This window comes from Bradyrhizobium sp. NBAIM08, from assembly GCF_020193935.1.
Classification (GTDB): Bacteria; Pseudomonadota; Alphaproteobacteria; order Rhizobiales; family Xanthobacteraceae; genus Bradyrhizobium; species Bradyrhizobium yuanmingense.
In genome coordinates, this window is record NZ_JADYVR010000004.1 from 220,405 (window position 1) to 246,757 (window position 26,353).

Annotated in this window: 28 protein-coding genes; 21 read left to right on the forward strand and 7 right to left on the reverse strand. The window is 65.5% G+C overall.

What is annotated here, in order from left to right; genetic code table 11:
- Position 1: 1 nt before the first annotated feature.
- Complete coding sequence (locus I6F37_RS15670; RefSeq protein WP_036009354.1) at positions 2-526, reverse strand: YegJ family protein; 525 nt, start codon at positions 524-526, stop codon at positions 2-4.
- 305 nt (positions 527-831) lie between these two features.
- Entirely contained in the window at positions 832-1,914 is a 1,083-nt protein-coding gene (locus I6F37_RS15675; protein ID WP_036009351.1) for a branched-chain amino acid aminotransferase, read from the reverse strand.
- Positions 1,915-2,251: 337 nt separating this feature from the next.
- Between I6F37_RS15675 and I6F37_RS15680 the strand changes: the two genes are divergently transcribed.
- From I6F37_RS15680 to I6F37_RS15695, 4 genes are read left to right on the forward strand one after another with little or no spacing between them, the layout of a single operon-like run.
- Entirely contained in the window at positions 2,252-2,794 is a 543-nt protein-coding gene (locus tag I6F37_RS15680; RefSeq protein WP_050991840.1) for a MarR family winged helix-turn-helix transcriptional regulator, read from the forward strand.
- On the forward strand, positions 2,791-3,522 hold the full coding sequence (locus I6F37_RS15685) for a response regulator (protein WP_036009315.1): 732 nt from the start codon (positions 2,791-2,793) through the stop codon (positions 3,520-3,522). Before I6F37_RS15680 ends, I6F37_RS15685 begins: the two co-directional genes overlap by 4 nt.
- Positions 3,523-3,542: 20 nt before the next feature.
- The gene (locus tag I6F37_RS15690) at positions 3,543-4,931 is read left to right on the forward strand and encodes an ATP-binding protein (RefSeq protein WP_036009312.1); all 1,389 of its coding nucleotides are present in this window, start codon (positions 3,543-3,545) and stop codon (positions 4,929-4,931) included.
- Between the two features lie 17 nt (positions 4,932-4,948).
- A complete protein-coding gene (locus I6F37_RS15695) occupies positions 4,949-5,359 on the forward strand; it encodes a hypothetical protein (protein WP_036009309.1) in 411 nt (136 codons plus the stop codon).
- A gap of 6 nt (positions 5,360-5,365) precedes the next feature.
- Here the strand turns inward: I6F37_RS15695 and I6F37_RS15700 are convergent, their stop codons facing one another.
- Both I6F37_RS15700 and I6F37_RS15705 read right to left on the reverse strand, forming a co-directional pair.
- On the reverse strand, positions 5,366-5,896 hold the full coding sequence (locus I6F37_RS15700) for a DUF3617 family protein (RefSeq protein WP_036009304.1): 531 nt from the start codon (positions 5,894-5,896) through the stop codon (positions 5,366-5,368).
- Positions 5,897-5,942: 46 nt separating this feature from the next.
- The gene (locus I6F37_RS15705; RefSeq protein WP_036009301.1) at positions 5,943-6,248 is read right to left on the reverse strand and encodes a hypothetical protein; all 306 of its coding nucleotides are present in this window, start codon (positions 6,246-6,248) and stop codon (positions 5,943-5,945) included.
- Positions 6,249-6,432: 184 nt separating this feature from the next.
- Between I6F37_RS15705 and I6F37_RS15710 the strand changes: the two genes are divergently transcribed.
- The 4 genes from I6F37_RS15710 (at position 6,433) to I6F37_RS15725 (ending at position 9,216) form a co-directional block, all read left to right on the forward strand.
- On the forward strand, positions 6,433-6,894 hold the full coding sequence (locus tag I6F37_RS15710; protein ID WP_036009298.1) for a hypothetical protein: 462 nt from the start codon (positions 6,433-6,435) through the stop codon (positions 6,892-6,894).
- A 115-nt stretch (positions 6,895-7,009) separates the two neighbouring features.
- Complete coding sequence (locus I6F37_RS15715; protein ID WP_036009339.1) at positions 7,010-7,702, forward strand: ribonuclease T2; 693 nt, start codon at positions 7,010-7,012, stop codon at positions 7,700-7,702.
- Positions 7,703-7,861: 159 nt separating this feature from the next.
- Positions 7,862-8,722 carry a 23S rRNA (adenine(2030)-N(6))-methyltransferase RlmJ gene (locus I6F37_RS15720; protein ID WP_225151850.1) on the forward strand — a complete coding sequence of 287 codons (861 nt, stop codon included), beginning with the start codon at positions 7,862-7,864 and terminating at the stop codon, positions 8,720-8,722.
- Between the two features lie 278 nt (positions 8,723-9,000).
- Positions 9,001-9,216, forward strand: a complete 216-nt coding sequence (locus tag I6F37_RS15725) for a cold-shock protein (RefSeq protein ID WP_008544396.1) — start codon at positions 9,001-9,003, stop codon at positions 9,214-9,216.
- A gap of 70 nt (positions 9,217-9,286) precedes the next feature.
- Here I6F37_RS15725 and I6F37_RS15730 read toward each other — a convergent pair whose 3' ends face one another.
- Entirely contained in the window at positions 9,287-9,910 is a 624-nt protein-coding gene (locus tag I6F37_RS15730) for an outer membrane protein (RefSeq protein WP_036009293.1), read from the reverse strand.
- Positions 9,911-10,160: 250 nt separating this feature from the next.
- Here I6F37_RS15730 and uvrC point away from each other — a divergent pair, with 250 nt between their 5' ends.
- The 7 genes from uvrC to I6F37_RS15765 all read left to right on the forward strand — a co-directional run bounded on the left by uvrC (position 10,161) and on the right by I6F37_RS15765 (position 16,427).
- Positions 10,161-12,227, forward strand: coding sequence for an excinuclease ABC subunit UvrC (gene uvrC / locus I6F37_RS15735; RefSeq protein ID WP_036009290.1), 2,067 nt, complete (start codon positions 10,161-10,163; stop codon positions 12,225-12,227).
- Positions 12,228-12,324: 97 nt separating this feature from the next.
- A complete protein-coding gene (gene pgsA / locus I6F37_RS15740) occupies positions 12,325-12,942 on the forward strand; it encodes a CDP-diacylglycerol--glycerol-3-phosphate 3-phosphatidyltransferase (protein ID WP_036009286.1) in 618 nt (205 codons plus the stop codon).
- Positions 12,939-13,190: a molybdopterin converting factor subunit 1 gene (gene moaD / locus I6F37_RS15745; protein WP_036009285.1), complete on the forward strand. Its 252-nt coding sequence runs from the start codon at positions 12,939-12,941 to the stop codon at positions 13,188-13,190. Before pgsA ends, moaD begins: the two co-directional genes overlap by 4 nt.
- Positions 13,191-13,194: 4 nt before the next feature.
- Positions 13,195-13,662, forward strand: a complete 468-nt coding sequence (locus I6F37_RS15750; protein WP_036009282.1) for a molybdenum cofactor biosynthesis protein MoaE — start codon at positions 13,195-13,197, stop codon at positions 13,660-13,662.
- Entirely contained in the window at positions 13,662-14,621 is a 960-nt protein-coding gene (prmB, locus tag I6F37_RS15755; RefSeq protein WP_036009280.1) for a 50S ribosomal protein L3 N(5)-glutamine methyltransferase, read from the forward strand. Before I6F37_RS15750 ends, prmB begins: the two co-directional genes overlap by 1 nt.
- Before the next feature lie 91 nt (positions 14,622-14,712).
- A complete protein-coding gene (locus tag I6F37_RS15760; RefSeq protein ID WP_036009277.1) occupies positions 14,713-15,297 on the forward strand; it encodes a phage holin family protein in 585 nt (194 codons plus the stop codon).
- Positions 15,297-16,427 (forward strand): YihY/virulence factor BrkB family protein, encoded by a 1,131-nt coding sequence (locus I6F37_RS15765; protein WP_036009276.1) that lies wholly within the window; start codon positions 15,297-15,299, stop codon positions 16,425-16,427. Before I6F37_RS15760 ends, I6F37_RS15765 begins: the two co-directional genes overlap by 1 nt.
- Before the next feature lie 47 nt (positions 16,428-16,474).
- On the opposite strand, the gene I6F37_RS15770 is transcribed toward I6F37_RS15765, so the two are convergent.
- Positions 16,475-17,314, reverse strand: a complete 840-nt coding sequence (locus I6F37_RS15770) for a class I SAM-dependent methyltransferase (RefSeq protein ID WP_036009273.1) — start codon at positions 17,312-17,314, stop codon at positions 16,475-16,477.
- 295 nt (positions 17,315-17,609) lie between these two features.
- Between I6F37_RS15770 and I6F37_RS15775 the strand changes: the two genes are divergently transcribed.
- Complete coding sequence (locus I6F37_RS15775; RefSeq protein WP_225151852.1) at positions 17,610-19,088, forward strand: EAL domain-containing protein; 1,479 nt, start codon at positions 17,610-17,612, stop codon at positions 19,086-19,088.
- Between the two features lie 15 nt (positions 19,089-19,103).
- A complete protein-coding gene (locus I6F37_RS15780; protein ID WP_036009268.1) occupies positions 19,104-19,958 on the forward strand; it encodes a TIGR01459 family HAD-type hydrolase in 855 nt (284 codons plus the stop codon).
- A gap of 217 nt (positions 19,959-20,175) precedes the next feature.
- On the opposite strand, the gene I6F37_RS15785 is transcribed toward I6F37_RS15780, so the two are convergent.
- On the reverse strand, positions 20,176-20,571 hold the full coding sequence (locus I6F37_RS15785; protein WP_008567674.1) for a response regulator: 396 nt from the start codon (positions 20,569-20,571) through the stop codon (positions 20,176-20,178).
- 230 nt (positions 20,572-20,801) lie between these two features.
- Here I6F37_RS15785 and I6F37_RS15790 point away from each other — a divergent pair, with 230 nt between their 5' ends.
- The 4 genes from I6F37_RS15790 (at position 20,802) to I6F37_RS15805 (ending at position 26,315) form a co-directional block, all read left to right on the forward strand.
- Entirely contained in the window at positions 20,802-21,773 is a 972-nt protein-coding gene (locus tag I6F37_RS15790) for a bifunctional riboflavin kinase/FAD synthetase (RefSeq protein WP_036027101.1), read from the forward strand.
- 203 nt (positions 21,774-21,976) lie between these two features.
- On the forward strand, positions 21,977-24,985 hold the full coding sequence (gene ileS / locus I6F37_RS15795) for an isoleucine--tRNA ligase (protein WP_225151854.1): 3,009 nt from the start codon (positions 21,977-21,979) through the stop codon (positions 24,983-24,985).
- Between the two features lie 10 nt (positions 24,986-24,995).
- Complete coding sequence (lspA, locus tag I6F37_RS15800; RefSeq protein ID WP_036009258.1) at positions 24,996-25,490, forward strand: signal peptidase II; 495 nt, start codon at positions 24,996-24,998, stop codon at positions 25,488-25,490.
- Between the two features lie 96 nt (positions 25,491-25,586).
- Positions 25,587-26,315, forward strand: coding sequence for a hypothetical protein (locus I6F37_RS15805; RefSeq protein WP_036009255.1), 729 nt, complete (start codon positions 25,587-25,589; stop codon positions 26,313-26,315).
- The last annotated feature ends 38 nt before the right edge of the window (positions 26,316-26,353 follow it).

Here is a 26,353-nt window from a genome sequence, read left to right on the forward strand (position 1 = left end):
CCTACGGCTGCTCCATTCGCGCCCGGAGCGCGTCCGCGTCGGCCTTCGGCAGCGATTTCAGCGTCGGCTTGATGGTCTCGCCGCCGACGATCTTGCCGTTGCGCATGAACATCCAGTCCGAGATGTCGGCCTCCGCGAACTTGACCTTATCGCCGGCTCGCTTGCCCGGCAGATCGCGCGGCTCGTTGGCGAAGACGCCGGTCAAGGTCCCGTCGGGCAGCTTCTTCACCTCACCGATCCAGATGTGCTCCCCGCCCTTGCGGGTCGTAAAGCGCACCTTCAAAGCGTGACCAGACTCGGACGGCTTGGGCGATTCATAGGAGGCCCAGAAGGTCGGCAGCGAGCCGCGGGCGCGAGCGATCGCGGTGTTCATCTCGGGATCGCCGGTGCGCACATCGACGATCGGCGAGCGGTCTTGCGCAGCAACCTCGTGCGTCGGGCCGACGGTCAGGATGCCGAAAACGCAAACGCCGGTGATGGCGGCGAGAACGACCCATTTCATGGGTTGGGAGAGCTTTGTTGCCATGATCGCGATGTCCGGGACGCTTGTTGTGTCCTGGCTTTGTCGCACGTCGGCAGCAGCACGTTCAGTGCGCAATAAGCCACAAACGTTGCGCTTTTTACCCTCCCCTGGAGGGGGCCCGGGACGAGCGTAGCTCGCCCGTGGTCGGCTCGCATCTGAGCGTAGCGAAGATGAGAGACGGGGTGGGGTGAGGGTCTCTCCACATCGAACACTGCCCGTGTTGAGAGATCACCCCACCCCGCTCGCGCTGCGCGCGATCGACCCACGGGCGAGCTACGCTAGTCCCGGACCCCTCCAGGGGAGGGTGATCAAAACACCTTGCGGATCCAGTTGTGGGGATCGTTGGTGCGGCCGTACTGGATGTCGACGAGCTGCTTGCGCAGGCCCATGGCGACGGGGCCGGCGGCGCCGCCCGAGATGTCGAAATCGCCGCTGACCGAGCGCACCTTGCCGATCGGCGAGATCACCGCGGCGGTGCCGCAGGCGAAGGCTTCCTTCAGCCTGCCTGAGGCCGCGTCCTTGCGCCACTGCTCGAGCGTATAGGGTTCTTCGCGCACCGTCTTGCCGGCGTCGCGGGCGAGCGTGATGATGGAGTCGCGGGTGATGCCGGGCAGGATCGTGCCGAGCGGCGGCGTCGACAGCGAGCCGTCCTCGAACACGAAGAACACGTTCATGCCGCCGAGCTCCTCGATGTAGCGGCGCTCGACCGCGTCAAGGAAGACGACCTGGTCGCAGCCGTGCTGGATCGCTTCGGCCTGGGCGCGCAGGCTCGCGGCATAATTGCCGCCGCATTTGACCGCGCCGGTGCCGCCGATCGCGGCGCGCGTGTAGTTCTCCGACACCCAGATCGAGACCGGCGCGGGCCCGCCCTTGAAGTAGGAGCCGACCGGCGAGGCGATCACCGCAAAGATGTATTCGGACGACGGCTTGACGCCGAGGAAGGTCTCGCTCGCGATCATGAACGGCCGCAGGTAAAGGCTGCCTTCGCCGCCCGGCATCCAGGCGCGGTCGATGCGCACGATCTGCTCGACCGCCTCGATGAAGACGTCTTCGGGCAGCTGCGCCATCGCCATGCGATCGGCCGAGTCCTTGAAGCGGCGCGCATTGGCGTCGGGACGGAACAGGTTCACCCCGCCATCGTCGCGCTTGTAGGCCTTCAGGCCTTCGAAGATCTCCTGGGCGTAGTGCAGGACCGCGCCGGCGGGATCGAGCTGGAAGTTGGCGCGTGCCTCGATCTTCGCCTCGTACCAGCCGCCCTTGGCCTGGTTGTAGCGGACGATTGCCATGTGATCGGTGAAGACCCGCCCGAAACCGGGATCCACCAGCTTGGCGACGCGGTCCTTCTCGGGCGTCGGATTGGATGCGGGCTGGATGTCGAATGTCATGCTCATGTCCTTGCCTCCCGCTGCCGGTGGCGGCGCTGTTTCTCGCGCCCGCCTGCCCGTTCGGGCCCGGCTGGCTTGATTGGTTTCTGGCCGGACCGCCGCCAGCCATGTTACGGCCGGTTTCCGCAGCCAGCATGTCATCGAGGACATGCTTTTGCGGAAGGCGGAAGTCCAGTATGTTTTGCCGAAATGCCGCTCGACAATCGCACGGTAGATCTGCTTCGGCCGTCGCCGCCTGTCCGGCTCTCTCCGGCCGTCCTGCTCCGATGCCACCCGGCGCGAAACGATCTAAAATTTCGTGCGGGTCGATCGTTTTGTAACATTGAACCCAAGATACGTCAATATGCCTGACATAAATTTCGCGACTCCTTCTCAAGACGCTGCCGCGCCCCGGCCGGCCGCAGGCGATGGAGGCAATTTGCGCTGGGATATCATCGAGCTGCTGTTCTTCGCCTATCGCGATTTCGTCGGCGATCCCGACCAGGAGCTGGAGGCGTTCGGCTTCGGCCGGGCCCATCACCGGGTCATGCATTTCGTCTACCGCTATCCCGGGCTCAAGGTCGCCGACCTGCTCGACGTCCTGCGCATCACCAAACAGTCGCTCGGCCGGGTGCTGAAGCAGCTCCTGGACGAGGGTTATATCGTGCAGAAGACCGGCGACAACGATCGTCGCCAGCGCCTGCTCTACGCGACGCCGAAGGGCGAGGCGCTGGTGCAGAAGCTCGCCGGGCTGCAGACCACGCGGATCACCAGGGCGCTCGCGGAGATGGGTCCGCAGGACGCCGAGACGGTCAAGCGCTTCCTGCGCGCGATGATCGACCGCGACGATCCGGACAAGGTGCTGGAGACGATCTTCGCTGCCGTCAAACAAGACGCCAAGGAGTGACCGTGCCGCTCGCTGCCACGCTCGCGCGCCCGCCGGTGCAACCGGCCGACGATGCCCCGCATCTCTTGCTGGTCGACGACGACCGCCGCATCCGCGACCTGCTCTCGCGCTTTCTTGCAAGTGAAGGCTACCGCGTCACCACCGCGGCGAGCGCCGGTGATGCGCGCTCGAAGCTGATGGGCCTGCATTTCGATCTCCTGATCCTCGACGTCATGATGCCCGGCGAGACCGGCTTCGACCTCGCCCGCTTCATCCGCACCTCGTCGTCGGTGCCGATCGTGATGCTGACGGCGCGCCACGAGGCGGAAGCCCGCATCGAGGGCCTGCAGATCGGCGCCGACGATTACGTCGCAAAACCGTTCGAACCGCGCGAGCTGGCGCTGCGCATCAACAACATCCTCAAGCGCGCCGCGCCGCCGCCGCAGGCCACGACGATCGAGAAGATCGCCTTCGGCCCCTATGTCTACCATCTCGAACGCGGCGAATTGCGCCAGGGCGAGGAGGTCATCCACCTCACCGACCGCGAGCGCGAGATGCTGCGGATTCTCGCGGAGACGCCGGGCGAGACCGTGCCGCGCAGCGCACTGACCGGCAATGGCAGCGTCAACGAGCGCGCCGTCGACGTGCAGATCAACCGCCTCCGGCGCAAGATCGAGACCGATCCCGCCAATCCGCTGTTCCTGCAGGCGGTGCGCGGCATCGGCTACCGCCTGGTGGCCTCGCCCTGAACCGCAGTGAAGCGCGCCAGATGAGCACGATAGATACCGGCCTGACGCTTCTGAAGAGCGCCGCCGGCCGCGTCTCCGCCGCGAACGGCTGGATGGGCAACGCGTTCAAGGGCTGGATGCCGACCGGCCTCTACGCCCGCGCGCTCCTCATCATGATCGTACCGATGGTGGTGCTGCAATCGGTCGTCGCTTTCGTGTTCATGGAGCGGCACTGGAACACGGTGACGCGCCGCCTGTCGGCCGCGGTGGTGCAGGACATCGCCGCGCTGATCGACGTCTACAAGGGCTATCCGCAGGACAAGGACCGCACCGAGATCCGCCGCATCGCGCAGCAGCGGCTCGGCCTCGTCGTCGATTTCCTGCCTGCCGGCGACATGCCGCCGCCGGGACCAAAACCGTTCTTCTCGCTGCTCGACCAGACGCTGTCGGTGCAGCTCGGCCGCCAGATCGGCCGCTCGTTCTGGATCGACACGGTCGGCCGCTCCAACCTGGTCGAGATCCGCATCCAGCTCGACGACGCCGTGATGCGCGTGTTCGCGCAGCGCAGCGCCGCCTATGCCTCGAACTCGGAGATCTTCCTGTTCTGGATGGTCGGCACGTCCTCGATCCTGTTGATCGTCGCGGTGCTGTTCCTGCGCAACCAGATCAAGCCGATCCTGCGCCTCGCCGATGCCGCCGAGAGTTTCGGCAAGGGCCGCGAGGCCCCGAATTTCCGGCCGCGCGGCGCGCGCGAGGTGCGGCGCGCGGCCGTCGCCTTCCTGGAGATGAAGTCGCGCATCGAGCGCACGATGGAGCAGCGCACCGCGATGCTCGCCGGCGTCAGCCACGATCTGCGCACCATCCTGACCCGCTTCAAGCTCGAGCTGGCACTGATCGGAGACAGTCCCGAGCTCGAAGGCATGCGCAAGGACGTCGACGAAATGTCGATGATGCTGGAGGATTACCTTGCGTTCGCCCGCGGCGATTCCGGCGAGCAGTCGCAGCCGACCGACATGGCGCAGGCGCTCGAGGAGCTGCGCAGCGATGCCGAGCGTCACGGCCATACCGCGACCGTCGCCTTCAACGGCCTGCCCGTGGTGACGGTGAAGCCGGCTTCGTTCAAGCGCTGCCTCGCCAACCTCGTCACCAACGCAGCGCGCTACGGCAAGAACATCGCCATCACCGGCCAACGCGATCACCGTTATTTGACCGTCACCGTCGACGATGACGGCCCCGGCATTCCCGCCCACTTGCGCGAAGAGGTGTTCAAGCCGTTCCTGCGGCTGGACAACGCCCGCAACCAGGATGAAGGCGGCACCGGCCTTGGCCTCGCGATCGCCCGCGACATCGCCCGCTCGCATGGCGGCGACATCACGCTCGGTGACAGCCCGATGGGAGGATTGAGGGCAAGCGTGCGGATACCGGTGTAGGCGAATGAGGTTAGAGAATGAATGGCACGGACGGATTCGTCGCTAAATTCGTCTCGCCGTTCGATGAGAGCGCAGTCATCATCGAGGATGATGGCAAGGTGGCCTACGCCTACATGCTCGATCGAAACGGGAAAATCTGTAGCGACGTGTGGCTCTACAATCGCTGCCCAACCCCGATTGAGCCTGAGTGGCACGACCCGGCGAACCTACCGTTCGCCAATCCGGCGGCGTTCGTCAACGAAAGCTCTCGCTTCGCCCCTCCCGGTTCGACCCACGAATTCACCGTCACGTGGACCGAAGCCGGCGGCCAGCTCGCCGCCAAAATCTTTCTACGCGATGTCTATTTCGCGCGATTGGAAGCCGGGAGTAAGCCGGGCTGGTCGGCCTTGGCTGCCAAGGACGGTCCGTTGGCGCAGGCGTTGAAATGACCCCACCTACTTCGGCAGCAGCGCCTTCAGCTTGTCCATGTCGCGCGTGTTCATCTTGAAGCCGCCGGGCATGACGATGTCACCGGGCTTCTGATCCGGCTTGCAGGCCCCGAGCCACTTGGCTTGCAGCGTCGTCGTGCTATCGCGCCCCGCCGCACCGGCAACGCCGCCCTTGGCGTGTGAGGTCGTCTTCACCGTGTAGGCCGAGTTGAAGTCTCCGGTGATCTCGGCATGCGAGGTCGTGCTGACACCGGCGACGCTGCACTCGGAATCGCTGACATAGCCGGTCGCGGTCTTCTTGATCTCCTGCTTGGCGCAGATCTGCTTGGCCATCGGGGAGACGTTGTTGCTCATCTCCTTGTCGACGGTCTCGTCGGTGCAGTGCTGCATGGTCATCTCGGGCATGGGCGAGCCCGATGTGACCAGCTTCATCTCCCAAAGACCGGCCTTGCGCAGCGGCAGTTCGTCGGCGCTGGCGCTGCCTGCCGACAACGCGAGGCAAAGCATCGAGCCGAGCAAAGCGAGTTTGCGCGTCATGAGGGAAGCTCCCGGCTGAGAGAGGTGCGGCGCCTACGACAGCGCCTCAGTACAGTGTGCGGATCGGCCGGTCGGCGGCGCCATAGGGCACCCAGCGGCAGGAGAACGAGATGTAGCCGCCCTCATAGGCCTGCACGCCCAGGAATTTCGCGACCTTGCCGTAGCGGGCGCAGTGATCGACGGCGACCTGACGCGCATCGACCTGGGTCGCCATCGAATAGGCGATGATGCCGCCGGTGTCGTTGCCCTTGAACGGCGGCACCAGAGAAAAGATGTCGGCGCGCGCCGACTGGCTCGCCATGCCCGAGACAATCAGGCTGGCAAGAAGGCCCGCGGCCGCAATGATTCGCATTCCCGTCACTCCAATTGGCTGGCGCCAGTCTACGGTGCCGGGACGGACGTGAAAAGAACCGAACCCCTGTTGGCCGCGACATCCTGGTCAAGTCCTGGCGAAGTGTTGCCGCGCTGCACTTGACCCGCCCCAACCTTCGCGGCACCGTCCGGCCTTCGCAAGACCTTAGCTGCCCGGATTGATCATGCGCGCCCCCTTCGAGAAATCGCTCCGTTTCGCCGCCGTGCTCGGCCTCATGTTCGGAGCGGTGTCGCTCGGCGAGGCCAGGGCCGCCAATCCGCTGGAGCTGAATTTCTGGCTGAGCGGGCCGCGCTATGACGGCGCCGTCGCCCCTTGCGACTGGGCTCTGCCGAGGATCGTGCACGAATTCGCCGAAAAGGAATCCAAGTTCTGGAATTCTTCGTTGCAGATCACCGGCTTCTCCGCCGTTCGCGAAACCGCGTTCCGGCCCTGGCAGTCCGACAACATTCCGCGCCGCTATTGCACCGGCGAGGCCATGCTCAATGACGGCAAGCCGCGCAAGGTGCATTTCTCGATCATCGAGGATGGCGGCTTCGCCTCCTACGGCAACGGCGTCGAATGGTGCGTCGTCGGGGTGGATCGCAACTGGGCCTATAACCCGGCGTGCCGCGCCGCCAAGCCCTGATTCCAGCAGCGGCTGGCTGGGCTGATCAGCCGGCCGACGACAGCTCCAATTTTGTTCTTGAAATGTTCCCATCGCCTGCTAGGCTGTGTGCACAGTCTAGTTGAGGGGCGTCGCCATGTTTTACTCCAGATTGCGTTCGTTGTCCCGTTTGATGATCTCGCTCACTCTTGCTGCGGGGTTGGCTAGCCTCGCCGGCGGTGCGAAGGCACAGGACAAGCGGCAGAACGCCCCGGGCGAGTTCGATTTCTATGTGCTGGCGCTGTCGTGGTCGCCCTCGTTCTGCGAGGAAGCAGCCGAACGCGGCGGCCGGTCCCAGATGCAATGCGGCGGACGGCCCTACGCCTTCGTGGTACATGGGCTGTGGCCGCAATACGAGAACGGTTTTCCGGAGTATTGCCAGCGCCCGGCGCCGCGGCTGAACCGCAACATCGTCTCCTCGATGCTCGATTTGATGCCGGCGCCGGGCCTGATCTTCAACGAATGGGACAAGCACGGCACCTGCTCCGGGCTGGAGGGCCGCGGCTATTTCGAGATGATCCGCAAGGCGCGCGCTGCGATCAAGATCCCGCCCGAATATCTCGATCTGGCGCAGGCCAAGACCGTCGCGCCGGCGGAGGTCGAGGAGGCCTTCATCAAGGCCAATCCGGGTCTCAGCAATGCCGCCGTCTCGGTCACCTGCAACCGGACACGGCTGTCCGAGGTCCGCATCTGCCTCAGCAAGGACCTGCAATTTCGCGCCTGCGACGAGATCGAGCGCCGCGCCTGCCGCCGCGACCAGGTGACGATGCCGCCGATCAGGGGCGGTTGAGGCCGACGTCTCAGATCGTCATTCCGGGACGCGCAAAGCGCGAACCCGGAATCCATCGACCAGCATAGCCCGCGGCGCAATGGATTCCGGGTTCGGTGCTGCGCACCGCCCCGGAATGACAGCAGTTACTTTCGGCGCGCGATGTCGTAACTCTCCGCCATGAACTACCGCCACGCCTTCCACGCCGGCAGCTTCGCCGATGTCATCAAGCACATCGTGCTGGCGCGCATCCTCACTTATCTGCAGGACAAGCCGGCAGCGTTCCGCGTCATCGACACCCATGCCGGCGCCGGCCTCTACGATCTCGACAGCGACGAGGCGCGCCGCGGCGGCGAATGGCTGACCGGCATCGCGCGGCTGCTGCAGGCGCGCCTGTCGAACGAGAGCGCGGCGCTGACGAAGCCTTATCTCGACATCGTCCGCGCCTTCAATCCGAAGGTGGAGCTCAAGGTCTATCCGGGCTCGCCGTTGATCGCGCGCGGCCTGCTCAGGCCGCAGGACCGGCTCGTCGCCTGCGAGCTCGAGCCGAAGGCACGGAAAGCGCTGATCGATGCGCTGCGCCGCGACGAGCAGGCCCGCGTGGTCGACCTCGACGGCTGGGTGGCGCTGCCGGCCTTCGTGCCGCCGAAGGAGCGGCGTGGCCTCGTGCTGATCGATCCGCCGTTCGAGGCCAAGGACGAGTTCGAGCGGCTCGGCGAAGCCTTCTCGGCAGCGTTCGCGAAATGGCCGACCGGTATCTACGTAATCTGGTATCCCGCCAAGAACCGGCGCGCCACCGACACGCTGGCGCAAACCGTGGCGCGGCTCGCAGCTGCAGCAAAACCGCCTGGAAAATGCCTGCGCCTCGAATTCAGCGTCGCGCCGCAAGCCGACAGCGCCGCCCTCACCTCCACCGGTCTCTTGATCGTCAACCCGCCCTACACGCTGCACGGCGAGCTCAAGACCATTCTGCCGGAGCTGGAAATACCGCTCGGCCAGGGCGGTGCTGCCAGATTCCGGCTGGAGGTGCCCAAGCCTTAGCGCCAAGCATTGACGCCAAGCCGTAACACTCCGGCATTCTTGGGAAAAATATGCAGGACCGGTAGTCAATCTGCAAAGAACCGTATTATGCTATTTCCGTGACTGGCTTTACGTTCCGCTTCCGCGAATGGTTGCGGCGGAGTGAAGGCCCTAAGAAAGATCCCGCCGGACCGATCAGGTCCGTCCAAGGATGGCCAGCTCCCGGGCTCCGTAAGGCCCGGTCATGTCGCGACGTGAGTCTGCGTCGCGACGGAGGAGCAATGAGGGGGAGTTTCCCGATGGCCATGACGGGAACGGTCAAGTTCTTCAACGGCGAGCGCGGCTACGGCTTCATCAAGCCTGACGACGGCGGTCGCGATGTCTTCGTTCACATCACTGCTGTGGAGCGGGCGGGACTGAAGGACCTTGCCGAAGGACAGCGTATTACTTTCGAAGTCGAACCGGACAAGAAGGGGAAGGGACCGAAGGCGGTCAATCTGGTGATCCTCTCCTAGCAAGCCTGGCGAAAAAAAATCCCGGCCGCGAGCGGCCGGGAGGCTGGTCCGGTATTTTCTTCTTTGGATGTCAGAAGCGATAGTTCACGCCTGCGCGGACAACGTTGGCGCTATAGCCGTTTGACACGCCCGTGATTGCGAACTGGCTGGTCGACAGATCGATGTAGAGATATTCGAGCTTGGCGCTCCAGTTCGGCGCGAGGCCGACTTCCGCACCGGCGCCGATGGTCCAGCCCGCGGTGGTGTGCGACTCCGACCAGCCGAAGGTCTGCGCGCGCAGCTCGCCGAAGGCGAGACCGGCGGTGCCGTAGAACAGCACGTTGTTGAACGCATAGCCGGCGCGGCCGCGCAGGGTGCCGAACCACGGATTGGAGAACTTCCACGGCGCGAACGTGTCGTCGGCGCCGGCGGCCTGGATGTCGCCCTCGACGCCGAACACCCACGGGCCGTTCTGGAAATTGTAGCCGGCCTGCACACCGCCGACGAAGCCGGACGGCTTGGTGGGGTTGTTGTCGACCGAGCCCCATTCATAGCCGATATTGCCGCCGAGATAGGGACCCGCCCAGCTATAGGCATTGAGCGGCTGATTGACGGTATAGGGCGCACGCTGCCCGTAACTGAGATCGGCGGCCTCTGCCGAAGCTGTCCAGCCGGCTGCAACCAACGCGGCTGCGCCCACAACGAGCCTCTTCATCACTCACTCCAACGCCACTGTCGCAACCCGAGCGATGCCCGCGCCGCCGCGCGAGCAAAATCGCATGGTTACGGAACCAAGAGCTTTTCGCGTAGGATTTATCGAGAGTTTTAAGTTAAAGGGCTGTTAAGCCGGGTTACCGCCTGCTTAACAGACTTAAGGAAGCGTTACCGGGAGCTGCCCGCCATCCTCTGTGCGTGCCGCATGGCCGGAACTTCAAATCAGTCCCCCCAGCGCCTAAATTCGTCCCATGGTTCACGATTCCCCCGACAATCCGGACGACCGCGCGCGCAAGGCGCCGCCGGCTGCGAGCGACACGCCGCCCGAGCGGCTGGCCGGGCCGGACGTAGATCCCGCGGCGGCAGGGGGCGATGACGAGGACGATGCCCTGCTGCCGGACATCCTGGAAGAGAGCGGCGCCGTCGGCGAAGGCCCGCTCGCGACCGGTCACGAGGCGATCGAGCGCGCGGTCCGCCTCGCACCGACCTCGCCTGGCGTCTATCGTATGCTCAATGCGAACGCCGACGTGCTCTATGTCGGCAAGGCCAAGAACGTCAAAAAGCGCCTGTCCAGTTATGCGCGCCAGAGTGCGCCGCTGCCGGCCCGCATCCTGCGCATGATCGCGGCCACCGTCACGGTGGAGATCGTCTCGACCACGACCGAGACCGAGGCGCTGCTGCTGGAAGCCAACCTGATCAAGCAGCTGCGGCCGCGCTTCAACGTGCAGCTTCGCGACGACAAGTCGTTCCCCTACATCCTGATCACCGGCGACCATTGGGCGCCGCAGATCCTGAAACATCGCGGTGCGCAGACCCGGCCCGGGCGCTATTTCGGCCCGTTTGCCTCCGCCGGCGCGGTCAACCGCACCATCACGGCGCTGCAGCGCGCGTTCTTGATCCGCTCCTGCACCGATTCCTTCTTCGAGAGCCGCACCCGGCCCTGCCTGCTCCACCAGATCCGCCGCTGCGCCGGACCCTGCACCCGGGAGATCGATTTCGGCGGCTATTCGACGCTGGTGCGCGAGGCCAGCGACTTCCTCTCCGGCAAGAGCCATGCGGTGAAGCAGGAGCTCGCCGGCGAGATGGAGAAGGCCTCGAACGAGCTCGAATTCGAGCGCGCCGCACTGTACCGCGACCGCCTCGCCGCGCTGTCGGCGATCCAGTCGCAGCAGGGCATCAATCCGCGCACGGTGGAGGAAGCCGACGTGTTCGCCATCCACCAGGAGGGCGGCTTCTCCTGCGTCGAGGTGTTCTTCTTCCGCACCGGACAGAACTGGGGCAACCGCGCCTACTTTCCGCGCGCGGAGAAGAGCTTTACCCCGGAGGAGGTGCTGGGATCCTTCCTGGCGCAGTTCTACGACGACAAGCCGCCGCCGAGAAACATCCTGCTCTCGCACGATATCGAGGAGAGCGAGCTGCTCGCCAACGCGCTATCGATCAAGGCTGGCCACAAGGTCGAGGTCACCGCGCCCAAGCGCGGCGAGAAGAAGGAGCTGGTCGCCCACGCGCTGACCAATGCGCGCGAGGCGCTCGGCCGCAAGCTCGCGGACACCGCGACGCAAAGCCGGCTGCTCGAGGCCATGGCCGCGACGCTGAGCCTGCCGCACGTGCCCAAACGCATCGAGGTCTACGACAACAGCCACATCCAGGGCACCAACGCGGTCGGCGCCATGATCGTCGCGGGCCCAGATGGCTTCGTGAAGAACCAGTACCGCAAGTTCAACATCAAGTCGGAAGGGATCACGCCCGGCGACGACTTCGCCATGATGCGCGAAGTGCTGGAGCGCCGCTTCAAGCGCCTGATCAATCCGCCCGAGGATGCCGCCAAGGAAGGCAACAAGGCCAAGGACGACGATTTCCCGCAATGGCCCGACCTCGTGATCATCGACGGCGGCCGCGGCCAGCTCAACGCCGTGCGCGAGATCTTCGCCAATCTCGGCCTGACCCAGGTGTCGCTGATGTCGGTCGCCAAGGGACCGGACCGGGATGCCGGCCGCGAGACCCTGTTCATGCCGGAGCGCGAGGCGATCAAGCTGGAGCCGCGCGATCCCGTACTCTATTTCATCCAGCGCCTGCGTGACGAAGCCCACCGCTTCGTCATCGGCTCGCACCGCAAGCTGCGCAAGAAGGACATCCGCGAGGCTGGTTTGCAGGAGATTCCGGGCATCGGCCCGTCACGCAAACGTGCCTTGCTGCACCATTTCGGAACCCTGAAGGAGATCGAACGGGCCTCGATCGCCGATCTCGGCAAGGTTCCGGGGGTGAGCGCCGAGAGCGCGCGCAGGATTTTCGAGTATTTCCATCCCCAACCGGGATGAACTAAAGGGGGACCGCAGTCATATGATCGTCGTGTCCGCACCTCATTTGGGGCGCGGGACGGTTGACGTTCAGGCAGCAGCGGTATTGGTAGGACGGATGAACATCGCCACCACACGAGGGACGACCAGCCGCGCGATGTCCCTCCCCAACATCCTGACCTATGGCCGGATCGCCGCGATCCCGGTCGTGGTCGGATGCATCTATGCGCAGTCGATTCTGGATCAGCCGCTCTGGCTGCGCTGGCTCGCGGTCGCCCTTTTCATCGCCGCAGGGGTGACGGATTACCTCGACGGCTATTACGCGCGGATCTGGAATCAGCAATCGGCTTTCGGCCGCATGCTCGATCCGATCGCCGACAAGCTACTGGTCGCCTCCTGCCTGTTGATGCTGGCCGCGGACGGCATCATTCACGGCTGGTCGCTATGGGCCGCCATCGTGATCCTGTGCCGCGAGATCCTGGTCTCGGGCCTGCGCGAATATCTGGCTGCGCTCCGTGTCAGCGTGCCCGTGACCAAGCTTGCGAAGTGGAAGACCACGGTCCAGCTGGTTGCGATCGGCTTCCTGATCGCCGGCCCAGCCGGCGATCAGGTGGTGCCGGTGGTCTCGATGATTGGCCTCGCGCTGCTGTGGGCTTCGGCGATCCTCACCATGTACACCGGCTACGACTATTTCCGCGCCGGCATCCATCACCTCATCAAGGAGGACGAGGGATGAAGGTGAAGTATTTCGCCTGGGTGCGCGAGCGCGTCGGCAAGGCCGAAGAGACGATCGAGCCTCCCGCGAGCGTGCGCACCGTCGAGGAGCTGATCGCCTGGCTCTCCGGCCAAAGCGAAGCCTATGCGTACGCGTTCGAGAAGCCGAAGGTGATCCGCGCCGCGATCGACCGCGCTCACGTCAAGCAGGACGCCGCCATCGCAGGCGCCCGCGAGATCGCGTTCTTCCCGCCCATGACCGGCGGCTAGCCTCATGACCTGCCCCGTCACCATCCGTATCCAGGAAGACGATTTCGACATCGCGCGCGAGATCTCGGTCCTGACGAGCAGCCGGACGGATATCGGCGCTGTGGTGACATTTTCCGGCATCTGCCGCGCCGACGAGGACAGCGCCACGGTCGCCGCGCTGACGCTCGAACATTACCCGGGCATGGCGGAGGAAGAGATCAGGCGCCACGCCGAAGAGGCCGTCTCGCGCTGGCCGCTCAACGGCATCACGGTGATCCACCGCGTCGGCCGCTTGATGCCGGGCCAGAACATCGTGCTGGTGGTGACCGCCTCGCAGCACCGACAGGCGGCGTTCCAGGCCGCCGAGTTCCTGATGGACTATCTCAAGACCAGCGCGCCGTTCTGGAAGAAGGAAGAGAGCGCCACCGGCACCGGCTGGGTCGAGGCCCATGCCCGTGACGACGAAGCCGCCGCACGCTGGACCAAATCCTGATGGCCAAGCCAACGAAAAAGACCGCGCGCGGCCGCGCCGCGCCTAACCTCGCGAAGGTGGGACCCGGCGAGCTTCTCACGCTGCTCGACTTCGTCCGCTATGCGGTGAGCCGCTTCGTCGAGGCCAAGCTTTCCTTTGCTCATGGCACGACCGACCCCGTCGCGGAAGCCGCGTTCCTGGTCTGCGAGGCGCTGCATCTCAATCCCGACCAGTTCGAGATCTTCGCCAACGCGCGCGTCAGCGCCGCGGAAGGCAAGACCCTCCTTGACCTCATCCATCAGCGCGTCACGACGCGCAAACCGGCCGCCTATCTCGTCAACAAGATCTACATGCGCGGCCTGCCCTTCTATGTCGACGAGCGCGTCATCGTTCCGCGCTCCTTCATCGGCGAGCTCCTGGAGTCGCATTTCGGCGCCCACGGCGAGGCCGGATCGCTGATCGACGACCCGACGGCGGTCGAGCGCGTGCTCGATCTCTGCACGGGCTCGGGATGCCTTGCGATCCTCGCCGCGCATCATTTCCCGAACGCCACCATCGACGCCGTCGACATCTCCAAGGGCGCGCTCGAGGTCGCTGCGCGCAATGTCGGCGAATACGGGCTCGAGGACCGCATCAGCCTGTATCGCGGCGATCTGTTCGCCCCTCTCGGCGGCAATAGATACGACCTGATCATCACCAACCCGCCCTACGTCGACGCCGAGGGCATGGCGGCATTGCCGCCGGAGTGCCGGGCCGAGCCGAAGCTCGCCTTCGATGGTGGCGCCGACGGTCTCGACGTGGTGCGCCGGATCCTACGCGATGCGCCCGACCACCTGACGGCGGATGGCGGGCTGATTTGCGAGATCGGCCGCGGCCGCGAGCTGGTCGACGAGGCCTTTCCGGAACTGCCGCTGCTCTGGCTGGACACCGAAGATTCCGAGGGCGAGGTGTTCTGGATCGCGGCCGCCGATCTCGGCTGATTCATCGCGGCCGATCACGCTCCGTCGGAACAAGTCAAATATCGCCACGTTCATCCCCCGATGAATTTTCTCGTCTTGGGAGGATGTCCGCATGCTCGCGCCATCGGGCGAATTGCTGCGCGCCGGGATGGCGCTCAAGCTCAATCACGTCAAACGCGCTGCTCAATCCTATCTGCGTGACCAGACCAGCCAGGCCACAGGCAAGGTGACATCTTACGCGGTGGCCGGCGGGCTGTTCGCGGTCGCCGGCCTGTTCGTTGTCGCGGCATTCTTCGTCGGACTGATCGCCCTGTACCGCTGGGTCGGGATCACCTACGGGCAGTTCTGGGGATTTGGCGCCGTCGCCGCAGTGCTGCTGGTGCTGGCTGCGGTCTGTGCCGGGGTGGCCATGGCCCAGATGAAACGCAAGGCCAAGCCGGTCGTGCCGCTCGCGAGCCGTCTGCGCGTGGCGATCGCCACGCCCCGGATCCCGCGTGGAACGGTCAAGGAGGCGGTGAAGGAGGTCGCAACGACGATTCCCCTCGCGCCGCTCGCACCGGGCGAGCGCGGCGGCATCAAGACCTGGCCGGCCCGCGCCAACCGTCCCGTGCAGCTCGGCCTGATGCTCGCGGCGGTCGGCCTGGTCGGGCTGACGGCCGCCCGGCGGCGACGCAACAGGCATAGTCTGGAGGCGTGATGCTGACGCGGCGCCCCGAACAGATCGACTCCTGGCTGCTGGTGGCGGCGACGGCCGTGTTCGTGCTGACCGCGGAGCGCTACTTTCAGGATTCCGGCCTGGCGAGGCCCGGGCCTCCGCAACACCACCGCAAGGGCGAAGCGAATTCCCCGGAAACGCACCCGGCCGGTGCGGCGATGCAGCCGGGCCGCGGCCGCCGCGCGAAAAGCCCGTTCGAGATCCCCTGGGCTGGCTGGAAGGACATTTTCTGGCGGACCTATCAACGCATCGACGAGGATCGCCTGCTCGCGACGGCGGGCGGCGTCGTCTTCTTCGGGCTGCTCGCGCTCTTCCCCGCAGTCACCGCGCTCGTCTCCTCTTATGCCCTGTTCGCCGATCCCGCCACGATCAGCGCCAATCTGCACACGCTTGCGACCATGCTGCCGGAGGGCTCGTTCCAGATCGTCGAGGACCAGGTCGCCCGCGTGGTGTCGAACGGCAATGCGACGCTCGGCGTCACCTTCCTGGTCGGCCTGCTGCTTGCGATCTGGAGCGCCAATGCCGGCGTCAAGGCGATCTTCGACGCCCTCAACGTCGCCTATGAGGAACGCGAGAAGCGCAGCTTCATCCGGCTGAACATGGTCTCGCTGGCCTTCACCGTCGGCGGCATCGTGGCGCTGCTGTTGATGGTGGGAGCCGTCGTCGCCTTCCCGCTTGCGCTCAATCATCTCGGCATGGCGCCGGAAAGCAAGCTGATCGTGGCGCTGGCACGATGGCCGCTGCTGTTCATCATCCTGCTGGTCGCACTCGCCATCCTCTATCGCTTCGCGCCCAGCCGTGACGCGCCGCGCTGGCAATGGCTGAGCCTCGGCGCCGTGATTGCCGCGATCCTCTGGATCGCAGGCTCCGCCCTGCTGTCCTGGTATCTCTCGGAATTCGCCAATTACAACGCAACCTACGGCTCGCTGGGCGCGGCGATCGGCCTGATGACGTGGATGTGGATGTCGGCGATCGTCATCATGTTCGGCGCCGAGCTGAATTCGGAGATCGAGCGGCAGACGCTGCGCGATACCACCACCGGGCGGGCGAAGCCGCTCGGCACCCGGGACGCCGTCTCCGCCGACACGGTCGGCGCCACCGCGCCATTTTGATCGGTAGCGGTCGGGCCGAAGCTGGCCCGACCGCATCCCGGGCGCGATCAGCGCTTGGTTATCACGGCTTCCAGATATTCGCTGTGCACCACGATCGTGCCGTCATCGGCGTGGTTGAACTCTTCGAGCAGCGTCAGGAGATCGCGCGTCAGCGCGGCCTGGCCGCTTGCGTCGAGCGCGGCAAACGCCTTCAGCGTGGGGCCGTAGAAGGTCTTGAAGATGTCGAGCCAGTGGTCCGGCGAGCGATAGCGGAACACGAACATGCGCGGCTCGGCGGCGATCTCCGCGGCCACGCCGCCGAACATCTCCTCGAGCCGTGCCGGTGTGCCCCACATGGCGGGCGATTTCACCCCGGCCGGCGGCGGCAAATGCTTGCCGATGGTCTTGAACAGCTGGCCGATAAAGCCTTGCGGCGTCCAGTTGGCGAGACCGATCTTGCCGCCGGATCTGCAGACCCGCGCGAGCTCGGAGGCCGCCCTGTCCTGATCCGGCGTGAACATGACGCCGAAAGTGGAGAGCACGACGTCGAAGGCGGCATCCGCAAAGGGCAGCGCCTCGGCATCCGCTTCGCGGAACTCGACGGCGAGGTGTTCGGCCATGGCGCGCTCGCGCCCGCGCTTGAGCAGCGCCGGCACGTAGTCGGTGGATGTGACGTCACACCAGCGCCGCGCCGCCGCCAGCGTCGCATTGCCGTTGCCGGCAGCGACGTCCAGCACCTTGCTGCCGGCGCGCAAGTCAATGGCCTCGCAGAGCTGTTCCCCGACGATCTGCAAGGTGGTGCCGACCACGGCATAATCGCCGGACGACCAGGCGCCGTGCTGGCGCTGCTTGACGGCGGCAAGATCAGGTTGGGGGGCGGCTGGCTTGAGCGCGGCGGATGTCGACATGGCAATCTCCTGCGGTTGAAAACGCCGGGACGATAGGGCGCATGCGGCGCGCTGGCCTTGAGGGCGGCATGATTTTCCGCTGAGAGCGTCTTGATTTCCGCACCTGAGCCGGCAGACGTGTGACGAAACGCTTTGGGCGCGCGGGCCTGAATAGGCTCCGACACAGTCCTATCCCCTCGAATCAACAATGATGTTAGGCTGATCGAAGCTTGGGGGAGCATGAGGCGTGACGAGGTCGAGCGACCCGTGTTTTCCCCGGGTGAGGCAGTCAGCTCTTAAAGGCATAACGCGCGGCATGATTCGCATTTCGACGATCTTCATCGCCATCTGCATGGTCCTGGTCGCGGCCTCGCTCGGGCTCGTGCTCTATTCGGTCGCCGGCATCAGCGGAACGGAATCGGCGATCGTGGCGCTGACCGCGCTGACCTTCCTGATCCTCTACAACGCGGTGTCGATGCGGCTGCGCGACCGCAGCGACGTCGGCGGCCAGATCGCCGATCTCTCGCGCGGCACCGCCGACCTCGCCCGCCAGGTGGCCGAGTTCGGCCGCCGGCTGGCTGCGGTCGAGAGCCGCATCGCCGCGTCCAATTCGACCAATTCCGACCGCATCCAGTCGGTCATCGGCGAGATCAACGAACTTGGCGGATTGGTCAGGCAGCTCGCCACCACCGTGGCGGCCCATGAGGATCTGCTCGCCGGCCACGCGCCGGCTCCCGCACCCGCCCCGGTCTCAAGGCCCGAGCCGGAAACGCCGATCGATCTGGCTGCCCCGTTCGAGGAGAAGCCGCTCGCTCCTCCTCCGCTTCCGCAGCCCCCGCTACGGCCGGCGCCGCCGACGGTGCAGGTCCAGGCCGCCCCCCCGGTTCAGACCGCCAATGGACGCAACCAGACCCAATTGCTGGCGACGCTGCGCAATGCGGTCGACGAGAACCGCATCGATATCTTCCTGCAGCCGATGGTCACGCTGCCGCAGCGCAAGGTGCGGTTCTACGAGGCGGTGACGCGCCTGCGCGACGAGCGCGACCAGCTGATCGCCGCCGAAGAGTTCATCAGCATCGCGGAAGCCTCGGGCCTGATCGGGCGCATCGACAACATGGTGATGCTGCGATGCGTGCAGGTGCTGCGGCGCCTGATGGTGCGCAACAAGGACGTCGGCGTGTTCTGCAACGTCGCGGCGTCCACGCTGGGCAATTCCACCACCTTCGCGCAATGTCTCGATTTCCTGGAAGCCAACCGCGCGCTGGCACCCTCGCTGGTGCTGGAGTTCAAGCAGTCGACCTTCCGCAATCTCGGCCCCGCCGAGACCGAGAACCTCGCGGCGCTCGCCCAGCGCGGCTTCCGTTTCTCCATCGACCATGTCACGGATTTGCGCATCGAACCGCGCGAGCTGGCCGATCGCGGGGTTCGCTTCATCAAGGTGCCGGCCGCGCTGCTGCTCGATCCCAAGCAGGCCTCCGCCTCCGACATCCACCCGTCCGACCTCTCCGACCTGCTCGGCCGCTTCGGCATCGACCTGATCGCCGAACGGATCGAAGGCGAGCGCGCCGTGGTCGACCTGCTCGACTATGACGTGCGGTTCGGCCAAGGGTTCCTGTTCGCGCCGCCCCGGCCATTGCGGCCGGAGGGGGCATCTGCTACCGGCGGGGCCTCGCCGAACCAGGCGCAGGACATTCAGGGATCCAATGGCTCCGCCACACCCAGCTCAGGCGCGACCTCTTCGGCGCCTCCGCCCCAACGCATCACCGGAAACGCAGCGCTCGCGCGCCGCATCTGATCGGCCGCGCACGTCATGACCGCGCTGCATTTTGCCGAAGGCCTGCGCGAGCTCGTGGGCGGCGTGGAGGTCGTGCTCAGCGATATCTGGGGCGTGGTCCATAACGGGCTGGAATCCTTCCCCGAAGCCTGCGAGGCGCTGCACACCTATCGCAGCCGCGGCGGTACGGTAATCCTGATCACCAACGCACCGCGCCCTGCCGACTCCGTGCAGCGGCAATTGCGCAAGCTCGGCGTCCCCGATGAGACCTATGACGCGATCGTATCTTCAGGCGACCTGACCCGGCTCTACGTCGCCGAGCATCCCGGCCGCAAGATGTTCTGGCTCGGCCCCGAGCGCGACAACTCGATCTATCGCGGCCTCGATGCGGTGACCGCGCCGCTGGAGCAAGCCGATTACATCGTCTGCACCGGCCTCTACGACGACGAGACCGAGACGGCGGAAGACTATCGCGGCATGATGCTGCAGGCGCGCGAGCGCAAGCTGACGCTGGTCTGCGCCAACCCCGACATCGTGGTGGAACGCGGCGACCGGTTGATCTACTGCGCCGGCGCCATCGCCGAGCTCTACCGCGAGCTCGGCGGCGAGGTGATCTTCTACGGCAAGCCGCACCGGCCGATCTACGAGCGCGCCATGGCGCTTGCCGGCGAACGCCAAGGCTACCAGATCGACCGGAAGAAGGTGCTGGCGATCGGCGATTCCGTCCGCACCGACTTAACCGGCGCCCGCGAATTCGGCATCGACTGCCTGTTCGTCACCCGCGGCATCCATGCCGAGGAGTTCGAGGGCCTCGACCAGCTCGACCCGAATTCGGTCATGGAGCTGTTCGGCCACCCGCCGAAGGCGCTGATGCGCGAATTGAAGTGGTGACGGCGGAGCGCGCGCAGCTGCAATGGACTTAGACCAAAGGGCAAGCCTCAGACGCCGTCATGGCCGGGCATAGCCGTCCGAAGGACGGCGTCGCTTGCGCTCGCCTATGACCCGGTCATCCACGTCTTCCTTTTTTTGCATCCAAGAACGTGGATGCCCGGGACAAGCCCGGGCATGACGTTCCAAATGGAAAATTGTTGTCCGGCGAAGAGCGCCCTTACGCGCTCGCCATGTCCGGGAAGACCGCCTCGATCTTGGTCTTCAGCGTCGCCGCGTTGAACGGCTTGACGATGTAGTTGTTCACGCCGGCCTTCTTGGCCGCGATCACGTTCTCGGTCTTCGATTCCGCGGTGATCATGATGAAGGGCGTGGTGGCGAGGTTCGGATCCGCGCGGACTTCGCGCAGGAGGTCGTAGCCCGTCATCGGCTCCATGTTCCAGTCGGAGATCACGAGCCCGTACTTCTTGCCGCGCATCTTGTTCAGCGCTGCCGAACCGTCGCTGGCATCATCGATGTTCTCGAAGCCAAGCTGCTTCAGCAGATTCCGGATGATACGGATCATGGTGCTGTAGTCATCCACCACCAGAACCGGCATCGACAAATCAACCGCCATCTCGACTCCCCCAACGCAAACCCAGGAATATTACGATCGGACCTGCCAGGCCGGCGCCCGGCAGTTCCACGCCTCAAGGACTAGCACCAAGGCCTTAAACAGCGCGTTAACTGCGGTCAGCTCCGAAGGCTTGAAATCGTGTTCAATGTCTGCCCGCCCCGCCGCTTGACTTCGCGGTGCCGGTCGCGCCACGGTCCGGGCCGGTCCTGCCCGGTTCGAGAATTCCCCTGATGGCTCCGCCTTTTACCGTCATCCGCGATACAACGCCGGATTCCGCGATTCCGAGGGGCGCCGTGGTTGCCATGGGCAATTTCGACGGCGTGCATCTCGGCCATCGCGCCGTCATCGCGGCTGCCCTGGAGATGGGCAGGGCGCATGGCCGGCCTGCGCTGGCCTTGACCTTCGAGCCGCATCCGCGACGGTTCTTCAGCCCCAACACCCCGCAATTCCGCCTGACGGACGAGCGGGCCAAGCTGCGGCTTCTGGCCGGTACCGGGCTTGCCGGCGCCGTGGTCATGACCTTCGACAAGGCCCGTGCCGGAACCAGCGCGCAAGATTTCATTCACCATGACCTGATCGGGCGGCTCGGCGTCAGCGGCATCGCGGTCGGCTACGACTTCCATTTCGGCAAGGGTCGCGTCGGCTCCCCGAGCCTCTTGGTCAACGAGGCGCCCCGGCTCGGCATCGAAGTCGACGTCCAGCCGCATGTCGATATCGACGAGCGGCCGGTCTCCTCCAGCGCGATCCGGATCGCCCTCGCCGAGGGCCAGCTCGACGAGGCCACGACCATGCTGGGCGCGCCCTGGTTCATCACCGGCGAGGTCATCCACGGCGAAAAGCGCGGCCGCGACCTCGGCTATCCCACCGCCAACATCCGCCTGGACGCCAATTGCGGCCTCAAGCACGGCATCTACGCGGTCCGGGTCGGCCGCGGCACCGAGCGGCTGGACGGGGTGGCCAGCTTCGGCCGCCGCCCGACCTTCGACAATGGCGCTCCGCTGCTCGAAATCTTCCTGTTCGACTTCAAGGGCGACCTCTACGGGCAGGCGCTCGACTGCGCCTTCATCGGCTTCATCCGCGATGAGCTGAAATTCGATGGTCTAGAGGCCCTGATTCACCAGATGGACGACGATTCCGCCCGCGCCCGCGCCATGCTCGCCGCCGCCCCGGACGCGTTTCCGCGCCTGGGCGTGATCGATTGAGAGGCGAAACCGGGCCCCCGGACCTTTGCGCTTCCTCCGCCCCCCTGCTATGGAGAGCCCATGTTTGCGCGGCGCATCATAGGGATTAGCGGCCCGGCTTCCGCCTGAGCCTGAGGGCTCGGCGCAAGACCGGGATTTCGTCGTTTCACCCGCGATTCCGCATCGCCATCCGTTCCCGCGCCCCTTCCGAGCCAGTCAGCCTCATGTCCGAAAAGCCGCAAAAGTCCCAAAAGTCTGAAGCCAAGGACTATTCGAAGACCCTGTTCCTGCCGCAGACCGAATTCCCGATGCGCGCCGGGCTGCCGCAGCGCGAGCCGGAGATCCTCAAGCGCTGGTACGAGATCGGCCTCTACGAGAAGCTGCGCCAGAGTGCGAAGGGCCGCGCCAAGTTCGTGTTGCATGACGGCCCGCCCTACGCCAACGGCAACATCCATATCGGCACGGCGCTGAACAAGATCCTGAAGGACCTCGTCACCAAGAGCCAGCAGATGCTCGGCTTCGATTCCAACTACGTGCCGGGCTGGGACTGCCACGGCCTGCCGATCGAGTGGAAGGTCGAGGAGGAGCATTATCGCAAGAAGGGCAAGCAGAAGCCCGACTTCCGCGACAGCGCCGCGATGATTGATTTCCGCAAGGAGTGCCGCGCCTATGCCACGCACTGGCTCGGCGTGCAGCGCGAGGAGTTCAAGCGCCTCGGCGTGATCGGCGATTGGGACCATCCCTACGCCACCATGAGCTATCCGGCCGAAGCCCAGATCGCGCGCGAGCTGATGAAGTTTGCCGCAAACGGCACGCTCTATCGCGGCTCCAAGCCGGTGATGTGGAGCGTGGTTGAGAAGACCGCGCTGGCCGAAGCCGAGGTGGAGTACGAGGACCACACGTCCGATACGGTCTGGGTGAAATTCCCGGTGACCTCGCCCGCGCACGGTGCGCTCGCCTCGGCGAGCGTCGTGATCTGGACCACCACGCCCTGGACGCTGCCGGGCAATCGCGCCATCTCGTTCTCGCCGAAGATCGCTTATGGCCTCTACAAGGTGACGGACGCCCCCGCCGACAATTGGGCCAGGAACGGCGACCTCCTCATCCTCGCCGATGCGCTCGCGCAAGACGTCTTCAAGCAGGCGCGCGTGACGGCTTATGAGAAGGTCCGCGACGTCCCCGGCGACACCATGGACGCGATCGAGTGTGCCCATCCGCTCAAGGGTGTCGGCGGTGGCTACGACTTCATCGTGCCGCTGCTGCCTGGCGACCATGTCACCGACGACACCGGCACCGGCTTCGTGCACACGGCGCCCGGCCATGGCCGCGAGGACTTCGATGTCTGGATGGCAGAGGCGCGCGATCTCGACGCGCGCGGCATCAACACCGCCATCCCCTATACCGTCGACGAGAACGGCGCCTACACCGATCATGCGCCGGGCTTTGCCGGCAAGCGCGTCATCACCGACAAGGGCGAGAAGGGCGATGCCAACGAGGCCGTGATCAAGGCGCTCGTCGAGAAAGGCATGCTGCTCGCCCGCGGCCGGCTGAAGCATCAATATCCGCACTCCTGGCGCTCCAAGAAGCCGGTAATCTTCCGCAACACACCGCAATGGTTCATTGCGATGGACAAGGACATCGCGGTGGGCGGCAAGACGAAGAGCGGCGACACGCTGCGCGCCCGCGCGCTGCAGGCGATCTCGGTGACGCAATGGGTGCCGCCGTCCGGCGAGAACCGCATCAACGGCATGATCGAGGCACGCCCCGACTGGGTGATCTCGCGCCAGCGCGCCTGGGGGGTGCCGATCGCCGTGTTCGTGCGCGAGAAGGGCGACGGGTCCGCCGAGATCCTCCAGGACGAGGCCGTCAATGCGCGCATCGGTGAAGCCTTCGAGAAGGAAGGCGCCGACGCCTGGTACGCGACCGGCGCGCGCGAGCGCTTCCTCGGGCCCCGCGCGAACGAGGACTGGCAGAAGGTCGACGACATTCTCGACGTCTGGTTCGATTCCGGCTCCACCCACGCTTTCGTGCTCGAAGATCCCGTGCAGTTTCCCGGGCTCGCCGGCATCAAGCGCAAGGTCGACGGCGGCGCCGACACGGTGATGTATCTGGAAGGCTCGGACCAGCATCGCGGCTGGTTCCACTCCTCGCTGCTGGAAAGCTGCGGCACGCGCGGCCGCGCGCCTTACGACATCGTGCTGACCCACGGCTTCACCCAGGCCGAGGACGGCCGCAAGATGTCGAAGTCGCTCGGCAACACCATCGAGCCGCAGGCCGTCATCAAGGAATCTGGCGCCGACATCTTAAGGCTCTGGGTCGCATCCAGCGACTACACCGACGACCAGCGCATCGGCCCCGAGATCCTGAAGAACACCGTCGAGACCTACCGCAAGCTGCGCAACACCGTGCGCTGGATGCTGGGCACGCTGCATCATTACAAGCCGGCCGACGCAATCGCGCCGGCCGAGATGCCCGAGCTCGAGCGCTTGATGCTGCACGAGCTCTCAGGTCGCGCCGCCGCGATCGGCAAGGCCTACCGGGAGTTCGACTACAAGACCGTGGTCGCGATCCTGTCGGCCTTCCTGAACAGCGAGCTCTCCGCCTTCTACTTCGACATCCGCAAGGATACGCTGTATTGCGATCCGCCCTCGTCACTGACGCGCAAGGCGGCGCTGACGACCATCGACCTGTTGTGCGCTTCGATCCTGAAATGGCTGGCCCCGATCCTCAGCTTCACTGCGGAGGAGGCGTGGCGCATGTACCGGCCCGACGCCGAACCGTCCGTGCACCTGACGCTGTTCCCGACCGATCTCGAAGCCTTGCGCGACGACAAGCTCGCCGCGAAATGGGAGACGATCCGCAACGTGCGTCGCGTCGTCACCGGCGCACTCGAGCTGGAACGCGCCGCCAAGAACATCGGCTCCTCGCTCGAGGCATCGCCGGTAATCTATGTCGCCGATCGCGGCATGCTGGCAACCTTGTTCGACATCGATCTGGCTGAAGTCTGCATCACTTCGAACTACGAGGTGCGGGAGGGCGAGGCGCCGGCCTCGGCGTTCCGCCTCGATGCCGTGCCCGGCGTTGCAGTCGTGGTGGAGAAGGCGGTCGGCACCAAATGCGCCCGCTCCTGGAAGATCTCGCCGATGGTCGGCGAAGACGCCGAATACCCCGACGTCACCCCGCGCGACGCCAAGGCGCTGCGCGAATGGAAGGCGCTGGGGGTGAGCATCTGATCGGTCGGCCATGACCCCGCTCCGCGCCGGCATCCTCGCGGCCATGGTCACGCTCGTGGCCGACCAGGCCTCGAAGCTCTGGCTGTTGAACGTGTTCGACCTCGCCCGTCGCGGCGCGGTGCGGGTGACGCCGTTCTTCGACCTGGTGCTGGCCTGGAATATCGGCATCAGCTTCGGCTGGCTCCAGAACGACAGCCAGGCCGCGCAGTTCGCGCTGATGGCCGTCAAGGCGATCGCGGTGGTTGCGCTGGCGATCTGGATGGCCCGCTCGCACACCATGCTCGCGACCGTCGCGCTCGGCCTGATCATCGGCGGCGCCATTGGCAACGGCATCGACCGCCTGGCCTATGGCGCGGTGGTGGATTTCGCCCTGTTCCACATCGAGATCGCCGGAAATACCTATAATTGGTATGTGTTTAACCTCGCGGACGTGGCCATCGTTGCTGGGGTGGCAGCGCTATTGTATGATTCCTTCCTGGGGGTACCCGCCGCAAAAGCGCCCTGATCCCGGCCGATACGGACCGGCAGCTGGAACCCGGCTTTTGCAAGGGTCAAGCCGCGTGTGGGCGGCAATCTGCTACAATATGAAACAGGTACGGTGATGCGCAGCTCGAAGACCAGCGGTTCGATGGTTCGGGGCTCCCAATCGGGGGGCTGGCGGGCACTGAAATTGGCCGCCGTCGCGCTCGGCATCGGCCTCGTCATGTCGACCGGTGGCGCCCGTGCTGCCGACGATGACGACGACGACGACATGACCTTCGAAGAGAAGCTCATCGACAACCTGATGACCGGCCTTGGCGCCCGGAGCATGGAAAAACCCGGCATCGAATACCGCGAGCGTTCGCCGCTGGTCGTGCCGCCCAAGCTCGACCTGCCGCCGCCTGCCGCAGCCGAGGCTGCGGCTGCGCCGAACTGGCCGAAGGACCCCGACGAGAAGCGCCGCAAGGAGGCCATCGCCCAGCGGAAGAAGTCCGGTAACAAGGCAACGGAGTACTGGAAGAACGCCCAGCCGCTGTCGCCCGCCGAGTTGAACGCCCATAGGACGGCCGCCGCCGACAGGACGAGCAATGACCCGGTCCAGCCGGGCACCAACGTGGCCAATCCGACGATGAGCCCTGCCGAACTCGGATATACCGGAGGGCTGTGGAAACTCTTCAAAGGGAACGGGCCCGAGTCCAAGCAGTTTACGTCGGAACCGCCACGCCAATCGCTGGTGGAGCCGCCGCCGGGATATCAGACGCCGTCGCCGAACTACGCCTACGGCGCCGGCCCGGATAATTCGAAGCGGACCTATTTCGACGTCCGATCCGGCAAGGAGAAGGAACAATAGCGTTCCTGTCCTGTCGCGACATTCTGACCCACGCGAAG